The organism is Robiginitalea sp., assembly GCF_049588695.1.
GTDB lineage: Bacteria > Bacteroidota > Bacteroidia > Flavobacteriales > Flavobacteriaceae > Robiginitalea.
This window is the reverse complement of the sequence record NZ_JBAVZJ010000029.1, coordinates 1-14,470: the sequence shown is the minus strand read 5'-3', so window position 1 is coordinate 14,470 and position 14,470 is coordinate 1. Positions and strand designations below refer to the sequence as shown.

At 48.7% G+C, this 14,470-nt stretch carries 11 protein-coding genes and 1 pseudogene; all 12 read right to left on the bottom strand.

Annotated features, from left to right (window positions below; all coding sequences use genetic code 11):
- Nucleotides 1-25: 25 nt before the first annotated feature.
- Complete coding sequence (locus tag WBV75_RS00525; RefSeq protein WP_424118712.1) at nucleotides 26-460, bottom strand: RDD family protein; 435 nt, start codon at nucleotides 458-460, stop codon at nucleotides 26-28.
- Between the two features lie 11 nt (nucleotides 461-471).
- Nucleotides 472-933, bottom strand: coding sequence for a hypothetical protein (locus WBV75_RS00520; protein WP_424118711.1), 462 nt, complete (start codon nucleotides 931-933; stop codon nucleotides 472-474).
- A 294-nt stretch (nucleotides 934-1,227) separates the two neighbouring features.
- A pseudogene (locus tag WBV75_RS00515) lies at nucleotides 1,228-1,347 on the bottom strand (CPXCG motif-containing cysteine-rich protein); the annotation flags it as partial.
- A gap of 6 nt (nucleotides 1,348-1,353) precedes the next feature.
- Nucleotides 1,354-2,697: a TolC family protein gene (locus WBV75_RS00510; protein WP_424118710.1), complete on the bottom strand. Its 1,344-nt coding sequence runs from the start codon at nucleotides 2,695-2,697 to the stop codon at nucleotides 1,354-1,356.
- Nucleotides 2,697-5,990 (bottom strand): efflux RND transporter permease subunit, encoded by a 3,294-nt coding sequence (locus WBV75_RS00505; protein WP_424118709.1) that lies wholly within the window; start codon nucleotides 5,988-5,990, stop codon nucleotides 2,697-2,699. Before WBV75_RS00505 ends, WBV75_RS00510 begins: the two co-directional genes overlap by 1 nt.
- A 4-nt stretch (nucleotides 5,991-5,994) precedes the next feature.
- Nucleotides 5,995-7,146, bottom strand: coding sequence for an efflux RND transporter periplasmic adaptor subunit (locus tag WBV75_RS00500; protein WP_424118708.1), 1,152 nt, complete (start codon nucleotides 7,144-7,146; stop codon nucleotides 5,995-5,997).
- 215 nt (nucleotides 7,147-7,361) lie between these two features.
- Entirely contained in the window at nucleotides 7,362-9,293 is a 1,932-nt protein-coding gene (locus WBV75_RS00495; RefSeq protein ID WP_424118707.1) for an ABC-F family ATP-binding cassette domain-containing protein, read from the bottom strand.
- A gap of 75 nt (nucleotides 9,294-9,368) precedes the next feature.
- Nucleotides 9,369-10,436 carry an NAD(P)/FAD-dependent oxidoreductase gene (locus WBV75_RS00490; protein ID WP_424118706.1) on the bottom strand — a complete coding sequence of 356 codons (1,068 nt, stop codon included), beginning with the start codon at nucleotides 10,434-10,436 and terminating at the stop codon, nucleotides 9,369-9,371.
- 101 nt (nucleotides 10,437-10,537) lie between these two features.
- Nucleotides 10,538-11,440, bottom strand: a complete 903-nt coding sequence (gene gldN / locus WBV75_RS00485) for a gliding motility protein GldN (RefSeq protein ID WP_424118705.1) — start codon at nucleotides 11,438-11,440, stop codon at nucleotides 10,538-10,540.
- A gap of 72 nt (nucleotides 11,441-11,512) precedes the next feature.
- Nucleotides 11,513-13,081 carry a gliding motility protein GldM gene (gldM, locus tag WBV75_RS00480; protein WP_424118704.1) on the bottom strand — a complete coding sequence of 523 codons (1,569 nt, stop codon included), beginning with the start codon at nucleotides 13,079-13,081 and terminating at the stop codon, nucleotides 11,513-11,515.
- Nucleotides 13,082-13,141: 60 nt separating this feature from the next.
- Nucleotides 13,142-13,792 carry a gliding motility protein GldL gene (gene gldL / locus WBV75_RS00475; protein WP_424118703.1) on the bottom strand — a complete coding sequence of 217 codons (651 nt, stop codon included), beginning with the start codon at nucleotides 13,790-13,792 and terminating at the stop codon, nucleotides 13,142-13,144.
- Between the two features lie 88 nt (nucleotides 13,793-13,880).
- On the bottom strand, nucleotides 13,881-14,470 hold a 590-nt coding region (locus tag WBV75_RS00470), incomplete at its 5' end, for an SUMF1/EgtB/PvdO family nonheme iron enzyme (RefSeq protein ID WP_424118702.1).

Below are 14,470 nucleotides of genomic sequence, written 5' to 3'. Positions count from 1 at the left end.
TTTATCATTTCCAATCCAATTAAGTTCAAAGAGTTGGTTTAAACTTCCTTGCCTGGGTCACTTTGGTTTTAACGACATAATCCTGAAAGGTAAAATCCTTTTCTTTCCAAAAATACAGCAAGAACGCCAAAGGCCACACAAGCAGGCTGACCCATTTCAAAAGCGTTCGATAGAGCCTTCGTCTCAAATCCAAAACCCTTCCATCTGCACTACGGGTTTGCAGCCCTGTGATATCCTTACCCAGGGATTCGCCCCTGTTTAAGAAATCACAGCCTATGAAGTAGCCCAAACTCACCAGAACAAACCCGTCGGGAATCAGGGTAAAACTCCATTCAATACCACCTTCCTGATGACTTATCAGGGTATCCGGAAGTACGTTTACGAGTACTGAATAGACAATACTAATTAGAAAAAAATCTATAATCAGTGCTGCAAATCTTCTCAGGTTTTGTTCATTCATAGTGTCAAATATTATGGTCTGTTTAACCATACCTCGTATTCGAGATCCATTAAGCCGTCCGTTTTTGAATCCAAAAGGTATTTTCCAGGATGGATTTTAATATCGTACCCTTTAAATTTAATCATTTCAGAGGAAATAATCTCAATGTTCGTTGGTGTTTTTCCGGATTTACTCCCCAGAAAACTATCGAGAATGTTATTGATCGGAGTAATCGTACAGGCATACCTGACACAGCAGTGCTCAATAGTTGTCTTGATCTTTACCCCGAGCAGGTTCACCGTGACGTCAAAACTCTGGCATCCGTTCGCAGGCCAACCCTTGGCACCCTCATCGGGCAGATCGTCGAGGTGGAATGACAAATCTTTTGTAATAAAATAATTTGGCTGTAGGCTTTCAGTTGGCTCTTGTTTTTCGCAAGAAATACTGATCAAGAGGACCAGAACGGCACCTACTCTTAAAAGTTGGTTTCTCATTTTTGTTGTGTTTAAAAAGATGAATAGATACGAGTGTCTTCAAAGCCTGACAACAGCCCTGGTGACCCCGTTACAAACAGGTCTGACCTTAGTGTTAACAAAGGCGAAACTAAGCATGCGGACTGCATAACCCCTTCATGCCAAACAGCTTATTTATAAATTACAGGGAGCGATCCTGTAAAAAAATGAATTAGAAAAAAGAGGGGTAGGGGTGATTTAAAGTAATTCAGGCTATTGGCCGAGTTCCCGCACCTCTACAGTGGGAACATCCCCACTCCCAGAGCGGATTTAAAATTCGATCGGATTGCAGCACACCTCACAGTCCTCTACATAATCTTGCTCAGCAATGGAGGTATCGATAAGTATAGAAATAGATTCCCAGCAATAGGGGCACTGACAAAAATACTCTACCATCAGCGCTTAAAATTCTATATTGAGGAGTTCCCCGCTGACCTGCAAAAGTTGAAGCTCTGCGAGTTTAGCATTGTATTTGGCCTGGCTGCGGTCCAATTCAGCCAAAAGCAGATTCAACTGAGCCTGTCGGAACTCAATAGAGGAAATCTGACCCAGTTCATAACGTTCTTTGGACCTGTTGAAGTTATTCTGGTTGGTCTGAAGGTTTTTTTGCTGCACCTCAAGCACAAATAGTGCATTCTGATAATTCCCCCAGGAATTTTGTATATCCCGATCCACTTCAAGTGTGGTCTGCTTCCTGAGCAGATCCTGGTTCTCAAAGTTAATGCGCGCATTCTTACTGTTGGTAATGGTGCGTCCTCCATCGAAGAGGTTCCAGCTCAGGTTAATTCCTCCGCGCAGGGTCGTGGAGGTATTTTGAAGCAGGAATGCGAGGGGGTTGTTGTTGGTGAGTTCATTCCACCCATACGAGCCTGTAAGCCCGACAGTGGGAAGATACCCGCTACGCGCTGCTTTCATATCATACTCGGAAATCAGAATGTCCTTTTCAGCCAAAAGCATTCGGACATTTTTCTCCTTGGCCCGTGCACGAATCTCTTCCATTCTCAGGGAAGTGATAAACGTTACGGTAGTATCGGCCTGAAAGGTTTCGGTAAGATCCCTGTTCAGGATTAGGTTTAAATCGCGTTTGGTATTTCGGAGTAGCTGTCTGGCATTGAGCAGGTTTACACTGTCCGTATTGACATTAACCTCCGCATTGAGCACATCCAGACCTGTGTTCTGTCCGTATTCAAACTGGTAGCGCGCCCGCTCAAGCCGATTCCGGGATATATCCAGGGTCTCGCGCAGGCTGGCGTTATTTTCCTCCAGACGCGCTACTTCGTAATACACCGAAAAGAGCTGTAGCAGGGTCATTTCGATGGTCTGTCTCACCTCCAGTTGCGACTGGGCAGACAATTCCTGAAACGCCTTGTAATTGTAGTATCTGCCAAGGCCGTCGAAAAGGACATAATCCATGTTGATGGATGCGTTATATCTTCGGGTTTCCGCTCCTTCTGCCGTCCTGGTTTCCCCGTTTGCAAGTTGTCCTTCCGTATTCTGGCTCTCAATATTTCCTCCGGCCAGACCGGTTAAAGAAGGAAGGTAGCCCGAATTGAGGATGTTGGCATTATTCCTGTCGATTTCTCTCAGGTTTTCGGAAACCTGGATGCCCAGGTTGTTTTCCAGGGTGTAGGCGATAGCCTCTTCTTTGGAGAGGATGGGTTCTTCATTTTCGAGCGCAGCTTCCTGCCCAAACGCGGGCATCACGGAAAATGCACAGTACAAAAGGATTGCACAGCAATACTTCATCAGGGCTGTTCTTCTAATTGGGTTGATTTTTTATGCTTTCTCGGTGCAAGCGGAGCTGAATTCTTTTCAGTTCCATTGGCCTGGGTAAGTTTGCCTTCAAGGCTTTCCTGTGTCTTCATCTCCTTGATAACGCGTTCTACCTCTTCCCGATCTATTTCCTGACCGGACCACAACCACTTAAGTCGGGTTTTTGCATTATTCACTACAGAGAGCATTAGTGGAAGCATTATGAGTGTAAGGACCGTGGCGATCCCAATACCATAGGAGATTGAAATAGCCATAGGTTTGAGGAATTGGGCCTGTCTGCTTTTTTCGAGCAATAAGGGAGCCAATCCGGCAATTGTAGTCAGGGAGGTCAGGAAGATCGCCCGGAAACGGGAACGCCCGGCCTCAAAAAGGGCCTCGTCAAATTTCATCCCCTTCCTGAGAAAGGAATTAAACTTTCCGATCAGCACCAGGCCATCATTGACCATGATCCCGATTAGTGCTATAATTCCCAGGGCGGAAAGTACATTAATCGGAAAACCGTGAATCAGGTGGCCCCAACCGACCCCAATAATACTGAAGGGGATCATCAAAATCAAGATAATCGGCTGGCTGTACGTCCTGAATGTAAAGGCAATTACTGCAAAAATCAAAAACAGGATCACCGGGAACACCTTGTTCGCCGAACTCGAAAGTTTTTGGGCCTCCCTGTTCTGACCTTCGTAGGCCACGGAGAGTCCTGGGTATCTCGACAGAAGATCGGGCATAAAATTATTCTGGACATCCAGCAGGATTTCAGTCGCACTCTCATTCGGGTTTTCCAAATCAGCTTCTACCCGGATCTCCCGCTGACCGTCCAGGTGGCTGATAGACTCATCCCCTCTGGAAATGGAATACGAGGCAATTTCAGAAAATGGAACCCGCTGGCCCGTGGGAGTCAGAATACGCATCTCATCCAAATCGGCAATAGAAGAGCGATCCAGGCGGTCATACCGTACCCAGACCCGTATCTCATCCTGCCCGCGTTGAAAGCGCTGGGCCTGTGCTCCAAAAAAGCCGGAACGCACCTGCGCCATTACTGATTGAAGATTTAATCCCAGAGCATAGGCATTTTCCCGGAGTTCGATATCGATTTCCTTTATTCCTTCAGGATCCGTATCTGTGACGTCAGTGAGCTTCGGATTGTTTTCGAGATATGCCCGCAACTCTTCTTTTGCGGCCTCGAGTTGGAGGTTGTCATTACTCAGGAGGGCAATAGAAACCGGACTACCCCCGAAATTTCCTCCGGAACCAAAGGTGAGGCGTTCTACGCCATAGACCTCCCCAACCTCCTCACGTATCGCATTGGTGATGACCGGACTCGGAAAATCGCGCTCCTCACCGGGAAGGAGGTTCACGCGGAGGGAAGCCTTATTATTTCCGGGGCCCACTCGTTTTATGATGTTTTCAACAACAGACTTCCCTGAAGACTGTCGGCTGGTAAAATCCTCATTTACTTTCCAGGTTGCGGCTTCTACCCGGCTGATAATGTCGGCCGTGATTTCCGGGTTGGTCCCCTCGGGCATCAGCAGGTTGATCGAAACACGGTCACTGGCGATACTCGGGAAAATGGTTACGCGAATCACACCCGCCGCAATAGAGGCGAAGGTGATAAAAAGGAGTCCCAGGAATATGGAAAAGGTCAAAAAGCGGTGTTTGAGGGTAAACCGCAACGTGGGGCTGTACATCCGGTCGCGCAGGTACGACATGATCCTATCGCCAATGACGTTAAACCCTCTCAGGCGACCGAATAATTTGTCGAAAAAGCTTTTCTCCTTCTTTTTATCCTCCTTTGTTTCCCTCACCAGTGCCTTGGAATGGGCGATGTGGGCGGGAAGGATAATAAGGGCTTCTACAAGGGATACGACCAGGGTAAGGATTACCACGACCGACACTTCCCCAAAGAATTCCCCTATACGACTATCGAGAAAGAGGAAAGTTGAAAAGGCGAGCACCGTGGTGATAATGGCCGAAATAATCGGGGGGATAACCTCCATGGTGCCATCGATGGCCGCCTGGACCGGCGATTTCCCCATTTCATAGTGCTGGTAGATATTCTCCGAAATGACGATCCCGTCATCTACCAGAATCCCGATAACAATAATCATCCCAAAGAGGGAAAGGACATTGATGGTTACCCCGAGGGATCCCGCAAAAATAAACATCCCCAAAAATGCGATCGGCAAGCCGAAAGCCACCCAAAATGCCAGGCGGGTATTGAGGAAGAAAGAGAGAAAAAGCAGTACCAGTAAGATTCCCATGGCCCCGTTTTCCATCAATAACTGGGTTCGCTGTTTCAGGGTGATGGAACGGTCCGAGTCCACATCAAGGCGCACATTATTCCGGGTGGCGTTAAAGTCGGCGATATAGGCGTTAATTTTGTCGGCTGTGGGAATAAGGTCTTCGCTATTGGTATTGCTGACCTCGATATTGACCGCCAGGTTTCCATTGAAATAACTGGCATTGGGCGTTTCGGAGAAGCGATCCCGTATTTCAGCTACATCCCGCAGGCGGATGGTATTGCCCGAAATGTCAGACCGAACGACCAAATTGCTCAACTCGTCTCCGTAATAGGAACGGTTCTTGGCCCGGATCAGGTAATCTTCTTCTTCCGTTTTAATATTCCCCCCGGTCGCGAGGATATTGGCCTGCCCCACAGCCTGGGCAACCTCCTGGAAGGTCAACTCATAGGCCAGTATGTCTTTTTCCCGGACTGCAATTTCAATCTCCTCTTCCGGGTACCCGGTGATTTCTATTTGGGAAATCCCGTCCATCGCCCGTAAATCGTATTCGATCTGGCGTGCAATTTGCTTCAGCGTACCCAGGCTCACGCCTTCTCCACTAAGGGCAAAACTGATGGTCGGGCGGATGGCCTCTTGCTTTGCCACAACAAGGGGCTCCATACCCCCTGGGAAATTGGGGACCCGGTCGACGGCATTTTTTACTTCTGTCAGAATCACGTCGATATCCTCGTCCTGGTCGATTTCCACAGTAATACTTCCCCCGTTCTCGCGGGATGTGGAAGTCACGCGTTCTATACCCACAAGGCCTTTGAGGTTATCCTCGATCTTCAGCACAATTCCTTCTTCAATTTCCTGGGGGGCCGCCCCGGGGTAGTTGATATTGATATTGATGATCTGGGAATCGATGAGTGGGAAAAACGAAGAGGTCATACGGGAAGCACCCACAATTCCAAACACAAGAAAAGCGAGGATGATGACGTTAACCGCCACATCAAATCGTATAAAATAACTGATAATGTTCCGCATCTTCTTATGGATTCTCGATGTTCTGGCTGATTTCTTCCTTCGCTTCCGTATCCCTGTAGGGTCTCACCAGCATACCGGGATAGGCCCCGGGAACCGAACGGGATAGATAAACCGTTCCGTTTTCAAGTCCCTTGAGGATCACAGTTTCGTCAGTATAAAAGACAGCTTCTACAGGAGAAAGATCGAGAATACTATCGCGGAGCACGAAGAGTTCTCCATCCTCCGTGAGGAGTTTTCTGGGTACTTCAATGGCATTTTCCTCCTGCCGCCCCTGTATGGTAGCCTCCAGGTACATGCCCTCTTTAAGACTCTCGTCGGCTACATCTATAAACACGGAAACGGTCTGCGACTGCTGGTTCACTGCCGCATTAATCCTGGAGACCTTACCCTTGTAAGTCCGGGTCCCTTCGAGGTTTTTGAGGGCAACCTCCTTACCGAGCTGCAGAAAATCGCTATAACTCTTATTTACAGCTACCTCGAGTTCATAAACCCTCGGGCTGATATAAACCCCAAGCGCCTGCCCGGGCCGAACCAGGGTTCCTTCGGTTACCTGGGCCTCTGTCAGCACCCCTGAAAAAGGAGCGCGGATAATATATTTGGTAAGACGTTGTTCCAGGTTACGCACATTGTAATAGGTGGTCACTATATTCCGGCCGTTGATAAAATAACGCTCCTGCTCTGAAGTCATCTCCGGGAGGTCCGGGGTTCTGCTGGTGACGTCGAAGGAATCCAAATAAGACTGCCATTTGGGGTAAATGTCCGGGTAGTCCAGCCTGAGGTCCGGCATGGCCGCGGTTATAAGGTTATAGAGATTACTTTTGGCACTTTGAACACTCGCCTGGTACTCCGAGGCATCTATACGCAGCAAAACTTCTCCTTTGCGAAAAGGTTGGCCAGGCTTAAAAGGATGTGAACTCCCCTGAAACACCCCCTGTACTTCGGCAAAAAGGGCCACCCGCTCCTTTGCCACGAGATTCCCGTTCGCATTAACAGCTATGGGCACTGCGGCATTGCGCACCGTGTCCACAAATACAGTTTTTACCTGCCTTATGGGGGACGGACGTTTCTCCTTTTCCCGGGAGACCAGTAAATAGGAGACCCAGACGGCCAGGGCGAGTACCAAAACACCTAAAATATAGAGTATAATTTTCCGCATAAAGCCTAGTTTCAGCTGATTAAAGGATAAGACTGCAAAACTATCCATAAGTTTAGTCAGCCCTCGTTAAATATATCATAAAAGCCCTGCACGCCTCTTATTGACGGGTATTCCGGCGCCGCCTTACGGTAAGTATTCCGTTGACCCATTGAACGACTTATTCCAGGGTATCTGCCCGGGCGTGATTTGAGTAAGAAGTGTGTTTCGAAAGGATGCTAGCCACCTGCCTCCTCAACAGCTTCGGTGAGGGTCTCCCACTGTTGCATGAGTTCGTCCAGTTGGTCCTTCAGGCCCTGATACCGGTCGAAAAAACCATCCTCAGCAATGGTTTGATCGTAATTCAGGAGGAGTTGATGATCGATATCCGCAAGCTGCGTCTCGAGTTCCTGAACGCGTTTTTCCAGACCGCTGAGCCGGTTTTTCAGGGATTTTAGCTTTTTTTGGGCCTTGTAATCCCCGGCCTTTCCGGAGCGCGTTTCCGTTTTCCTATCCCCAGTAGAAGCCGTGGGTTCATCCTTCTTTTCTACCTGCCGGAAATCAGTGACATTGCGCTGATCCAGATAAAAGTCAATATCTCCCAGATAGGGCTTAATCTTTTGGTCCCTGAATTCATAGACCATATTGGTGAGTCCCTGTAAAAAATCGCGATCATGGGATACCAAAATAAGGGTCCCCTCAAAATGCTGCAGGGCTTCTTTTAAGACCTTTTTAGAGGGTATATCCAGGTGGTTGGTCGGTTCGTCCATCACCAGCACATTAAAGGGCTGCAGGAGCATCCTCGCCAGGGCCAGGCGGTTTCGCTCCCCCCCGGAGAGCACTTTCACCGACTTGTCCACTTCATCCCCCCTGAACAGGAAGGTCCCCAGGATATCGCGTATTTTGGGACGCGTGCGCTCCGTAGCAGCCTCCATCATGGTATCCAGTACCGTCAGGTTTCCATCGAGGTGGTCTGCCTGGTCCTGGGCAAAATACCCGTGCATAACGTTGTGCCCGAGTTTGCATTTTCCCTCGTGCTCCAGTTCGGAGACCAAAATACGCGCCAGGGTAGTCTTCCCCTGCCCATTTTGACCGACAAACGCAATTTTACTGCCGCGTTCAATAAGCAAATCCACATCCTTAAGCACCGATTTAGGGCCGTAATGCTTTGAAACCCCGTTCAGTTCCAGTACTACTTTGCCCGGCTGTACCGAAATGGGGAACCGCACCCGCATCACCTGGTTGTCCGCCTGGTCGACCTCAATGCGATCCATGCGGTCCAGTTTTTTAATCAGCGACTGCGCCATGGAAGCCTTTGTAGACTTGGCCCTGAATTTTTCAATCAGGCGTTCGGCCTGTTGTATTTCCCTCTGCTGGTTCTTCTGGGCGCTGAGCTGTTGCTGACGGATTTCTTCCCTCAGGGTCAGAAACTCGGAATACGGCTTGGCGTAGTCATAGATCCTGCCCAGGGAAATTTCAATCGTTCGGTTGGTAACCTGATCCAGGAACATCCGATCGTGGGAAACCATGAGAACGGCCCCGGAAAACTGCCTTAAAAATTCCTCCAGCCACAGGATGGAATCGATATCCAGGTGGTTTGTCGGTTCATCGAGCAGGAGCAGGTCGTTCTTCTGCAACAACAATTTGGCCAGTTCAATACGCATGCGCCAACCCCCGGAAAAAGTATCTGTCAGTTTTGTAAAGTCCTCCCGCCGAAAACCCAGACCCAGCAATACCTTTTCGGTTTCCCCCTCGTACTGATAGCCCCCTATGAGTTCATATCGGTGCGTTGCATCGCTCAGGGAAACCATCAACTGGTGGTAACTCTCACTCTCATAATCCTCCCGAGTGGCCAGTTCCGTATTGATGCGTTCCAGTTCCTTTTCGAGGTCCCGGATTTCTGAGAATGCCTGATAGGCTTCTTCCACCACCGTAACCCCCTTTCGGAATTCCAGGTCCTGTTTCAGGTAGCCAATGGACATCCCCTTATCTTTGGAGACGGTCCCGGACTCCGGGAGCATCTCCCCGCCCAGAAGTTTGAGAAGTGTCGATTTTCCGGCCCCGTTTTTCCCAATCAAACCCACCCGGTCCCCTGGATTTAATCGAAATGAGATCCCTTCAAAGAGGATTTCCCCTCCGAACGACACCGTTAAATTATGGACGTTTAACATCGAACTTTTTCCTTTGTAGCACCCGGGTCTTAGGGTTAGCAGTTTGCAAAAGTCTTAAAAATTACCGGAAAACCCTCAGGCCTGTTTTTCCGAACGTTGAAACCGGTGTGAAAAACGACTGCAATCCAATCCTTCCGGTAAGGGTTCCCCCCTGAGGATAAACCCTGCCAGGCAAGAGGCAGCATAAGGGGCTATAAGTACTCCACGGGAGCCCATACCATTGATCACAAAGAGGGAGGAATACTCCGGGTGTACCCCGACCAGCGGACGCCTGTCCGGCACAGTAGGGCGAATTCCCGCCCGTTGCCCGGTCACTTTAAAATCGCATTGGATAAATTTACGCAGGCCTTTCAGAAGTCTCTCCCGGGCCTGGGTTGTAGGCTCCGGACCTTCATAGTTGCGGTCGTAAGTAGCTCCGGCGAGGTAGCGGTCGCCACCTGTGGGTATGATAAAGACCCCTGCCTTAACCACACGGGACTCTTTGAGGTCTGGCGCATAAATCTCCAGCAACTCACCCTTGTTTCCGTCCAGCGGAAGGTAGTTGAAGTACGGGTTTGAGCGCAAGCCAAAGCCTTCGCTAAAAATCACTCCGTCAGCGGCAAGCCCCCCGTAATGCACCCCCTTTTCGGCTATTTGAAGCTCTGAAAAATTAAAGGCTTCCAATTGCAGGCTTCCAAGACCCCTGAGGTGCTCGCGATAGGCCTTCAGCAGGTGTGCCGTATGGATCCGACCCGTATGCAACACTTCTCCATACCCGTAGGGGGCGTGAATGGCAGGATTGGTGTTGGACAGAAGTGAAGTGGAGAGGTGTTCCGAAAGTCCCGGCTGATCGGTAGCTTCGAACCATTTGTTCTGTTCTCCCTCAGAGGCAAAAAGGCGAAGAATCGGTATTTTCTCATCAAAATGCACCCCGAGTTTCTTTTCGAGGGCGTTGTAAAACGGGAGTGCCATATCCATAAGGCGTTTCCCCTCCCATGTGAGGTTAAAGCGCTTGAGCACCACCGGATTATAGAGCCCCCCCGCCACCATGGATGCCTTTTGAGAGTCATCGTCGAATACAGTGACTTGTTGCCCTTCCCTTAGAAGTGTTTCAGCTATTGCCAGGCCCGATAACCCCGAACCGACTATGAGGTAGTGTCCCATGGACCAAAGGTACAGAAGATTTGATCAGCGCAGTAGTCCAAAAAAAACAACCCCGGAACACAAAGTCCCGGGGTTGTAACTGGTTTGAATTGGAAAAGCGTTTAATACGCCCACATATCTTGTTCGCGATCCCGGATGGTCTCCTTGATGCGTTTTGATTCCAATAACTGGAACAAGGCATTGTCGGCGATGTAGTCCCGGATCTCCCGATCTCCGTGCACATTGTCCTCTTTATAGATCACCGCATTAAAGCGACGTGCATTCAACAACATGTCAAAAGAGATGGGCATGGCCGAATTGCGCGCGTTGAAAACCTTGGCATCGTGAAGGATTTGACGCGCACTCGGGTACCAGACCCAGAATAGCTCAACAAGGGCATCTTCCGGAGCCATAGACTCATCTTCGATAAAGTTAACATCCGGGGCTACCGGAGCAATTCCAAGCAATCGGTATTTGAGTTCCCCCATCCGCTTGTCGAAGTACCAAATTCCTTTGATGCGGTACTCCACAATATCTGCGGCATCCAGAGCCCTCCGGTTTACATATTCAGGAGAGAGTTCCTCTCCCGCATTGATTTGCTCGTAACCCAGATCTGTGGTATCCACTTTTTGCAGGGTAGCTGTCAGATCGCTGTACTTCCTTTTTTCAGTAAAATAGGAATCGACATAGACATCTTCGAGTTTCCCGTTTTTGATATTCTTCATCAGAACATCGTAAAGGGACCTCCTGTCTGAGCCGATATCCACTGTATCTATAGGATAGTACATCGGGAAGTTTACCCGCTCGTCGAGGTCGATAATTTCCCAGACGGTTTTGGACCAGAGTATATCCCTGTCATCCACATAACCGTAATCCAGGGGCGCATCGTTGTCAATATCCTTTTGCGCCTGAGTACGAATCCCGATCTCATCGGGTTTCTTGGCGTTCAGAATATTGGCCTGAGACATTCCGGTTACCGGAAGTAAGGCTGCTGCGCCGATTATAAAAATGTTTTTCCAATTCATTATTTCAGTTTCTTTAAAACCGGTGCAGTTTCCTGCTGGAGTCCTGCACCGGATCTATTGATAAACACAATCTTACTGGGTGATCTCCACAACAACCGGAGCCACTTTCTTCAACTTATAACTTCTGTTATTTGTAATCTCTGCCTGGACATCAAAAATTTGAACGGCATCACCCCGCTTGGCACGTTTGAGTACACCCTTAGCTCTTGAATCCAGTTTGTTTCCTTTTACATCTACCGTAGGTTGTCCGGGTACTTTGAATTTGAATCCCTTTACCTTGAGGTTCAGGTCGAAATCAAAGTCTTCCAATACAGCACTGACAGTGGAAATCTCCAGGTTGCGTCTGGGCATACGGACACTTCCCGTTTCTCCCCGGATCGCGCCGGTAGGTCTTGGAATATCCTTGATACGGAACTCAGACTTGGTCGAGATTCGCTGTCCGTCAGGCAGGGTACCGGAGGCAGTAATGGTAACCGCTCGGCCAGTGCCGGGGTTCATTACATAGTTGCTTCCTTTACGCTTGGTCAGACCTGAGGCAGATGCACTCACCTTGTTGTCGGGAATTCCAGGGATAGAGATGGTCATCGGGTTGGATACTCCCCGGTAAACCACATTCATCTTATCCGCAGAAATCACAGCCGCATTTGGCTTGGAGATGGTGGAGAAAGAGTTCTTTACAGGAACTTCTTTTTCGTTGCCATCCTGCATATAGTAAAGGTTTCCTGTGATCTCATGATCGCCGGGATTACCAGCTCCGATCAACATTTTAACCCCGCCATTCTGCAGTTCAAAATCCTTGCCTTCTGTGAGCTTACGACCGTCCAGGCTCAGTTCTGCGCGAACTGGCTTAGCCGATTTATCTGTCTTTCCAAGAACGATACTACCGTTGAATTTATCCCCCGAGTAAAAAGCTGATTTCTCAGTTTCCAAAAGCGTGGAGAAATTCGCAAGGGAAATCTGCTCAGTAAGCTCACCTTGAAGCATGGCCTTGAGGGCATCTTCTTCAGTAGCTTTGATATCCGATTGCAAAACACTCAGTTTGGTGAGGGAAGCGATCAGTGGGAAGCCTTCAACATGGTAGTTCAGCCAGTCCACTTTAACTCCGTCCCGACGCGTTACTTTACCGTCCGCATCTCCGGTTTGGAATCGCTGTTCCATCGCACTGGTCACCTCGGGATACTTATCTCCAAGGATAGCAGCTACACTGGTGCGATAGTCTTTAATTCGCCTCATAAATTCAACCCCTTCAGCAGACAATTTGTCTCCCTGGAAGAATTTCTGATCGAGGTAATCCGACTTGTCCATCACCTCGTAATCCGTAGGATCTTCAACCCCTTCTACAAGAGATTTCTTAAGGTTTGCGATGTAATTGTCGTACTCTTCTGAGAGTACCTTGATCTTCTGCGCATCTTCATAGAGGGCGGCGTATTTTGTCTCATCCTCCGATGCTTTGGTTTCCAGACCCTCCAGGAACGCTGTATTGTTCTCTGAGGTTTTGGTATTGGAAGCTTCCACCCGCTCGTTCAATAGACCGAAGGCGGCAAGAACTTCCTTGCTCATATTCAGCGCCAGCATAGCGATGAAGATCAAATACATTAGATTGATCATCTTCTGACGCGGTGACGATTTTCCTGATGCCATTGTTTCTAATTAGTTGTTAGTAGTTAATTTGATTTGGGAATTGCTAAACAAACAACTGAATTAGTTCCTGTTCATCGCGGTCAGCATACCTCCGTACACTCCGTTCAAAGAGGACAGGTTAGTGGCCAGGGATTCCATTTGATCCTTGAGGGCACCCGCGTTCTGAACCACTTCCTCATTGATGGAAGCCTGACGACTGGCACTTTCAAGTTGTACTTTATAAAGACTGTTCAAAGACTCCATTTGAGTTGCAGCTTCAGCCAGCTCATCAGAATACTTCTGAGTAGACTCAATGGCATTGGCAGTAGGAGCGATTCCTTTAGCAGCTCCTTCAAAATTGCGAATGCTCTCTCCCAGGCTGCTCATCAGCTCAGAATCGATATTGGCTTCCTTAAGGAGTTCGTCGAGTTTTCTCGAAAGCAGGCCTTCAGCTTCCTCAGCTTCAGCAGCTTCATTCAAACGCCCCTGAGACATGCCTCCGGCAAGTTCCGGATATACCAGGGACCAATCGTATTCATCGTCCACGGGCTCGAATGCGCTGATCGCGAAAATCAGTGCTTCTGTGATCAGACCTATAGCCAGGAGGATACCACCGTTAAGCGGTCCGAATTCCCAGTGCAGGATCTTAAACAGCGCCCCGATAATAACTACCGAAGCCCCAAGGCCGTAGGCCATGTTAAAGAGTTTTTTTGTTGATTTAGACTGTGCCATAATTAAGAATTTAAAATAGTTAAGTTTAAAGGTAAAAATTGCAGGTTTAGTTATTCTTTATATTGTATAACGTACGTGTTATTCTATGTTATTGGGTAGAATCTTCTTCTCCCATGTAATCCTGAACCGTACGGAAACCGATGTAGCTTCGGGCAGAATCTCTGTACTCGTAGTCCCTCGTACTCACCTGAAGGAAATACGCAACATCTTTCCAGGATCCACCCCGGATAATTTTCCGGCTATTGTCCTGTGAATCTGCATTCGGGTTCATCGTGGAAGCGTAATTGTACGACCCCTGATAGAAGCTGGAATTGGTCCACTCAGAAACATTTCCGGCCATATTGTAGAGGTTGAATTCATTGGGCTCGTAGGATTTGGCTTCTACAGTATAGAGCGCCGCATCGGCCGCATAATCCCCACGTTGGGGTTTAAAGTTGGCCATAAAGCATCCTGTATCACTGATGACATAAGGACCACCCCATGGATAGGTTCCCCCTTCAATTCCACCGCGGGCTGCATACTCCCATTCCGCTTCGGTCGGAAGCCTGAACTGGTTGACAAATTGCCGTCCGCGATCGCGCTGGTCGTCATTCTTGAACTTGGTTCTCCAGTGGCAAAACGCCTTGGCCTGTGTCCATGACACCCCAACTACCGGGTAGTCACTATACGCATCGTGCC

Bases quoted from the DNA above. Each gene is read 5' to 3' on its own strand.
- gldN (WP_424118705.1), bottom strand. From the start codon at position 11,440: ATGAATTGGAAAAACATTTTTATAATCGGCGCAGCAGCCTTACTTCCG.
- WBV75_RS00510 (WP_424118710.1), bottom strand. From the start codon at position 2,697: ATGAAGTATTGCTGTGCAATCCTTTTGTACTGTGCATTTTCCGTGATG.
- WBV75_RS00505 (WP_424118709.1), bottom strand. From the start codon at position 5,990: ATGCGGAACATTATCAGTTATTTTATACGATTTGATGTGGCGGTTAAC.
- gldM (WP_424118704.1), bottom strand. From the start codon at position 13,081: ATGGCATCAGGAAAATCGTCACCGCGTCAGAAGATGATCAATCTAATG.
- WBV75_RS00490 (WP_424118706.1), bottom strand. From the start codon at position 10,436: ATGGGACACTACCTCATAGTCGGTTCGGGGTTATCGGGCCTGGCAATA.
- WBV75_RS00520 (WP_424118711.1), bottom strand. From the start codon at position 933: ATGAGAAACCAACTTTTAAGAGTAGGTGCCGTTCTGGTCCTCTTGATC.
- WBV75_RS00495 (WP_424118707.1), bottom strand. From the start codon at position 9,293: ATGTTAAACGTCCATAATTTAACGGTGTCGTTCGGAGGGGAAATCCTC.
- WBV75_RS00525 (WP_424118712.1), bottom strand. From the start codon at position 460: ATGAATGAACAAAACCTGAGAAGATTTGCAGCACTGATTATAGATTTT.
- gldL (WP_424118703.1), bottom strand. From the start codon at position 13,792: ATGGCACAGTCTAAATCAACAAAAAAACTCTTTAACATGGCCTACGGC.
- WBV75_RS00500 (WP_424118708.1), bottom strand. From the start codon at position 7,146: ATGCGGAAAATTATACTCTATATTTTAGGTGTTTTGGTACTCGCCCTG.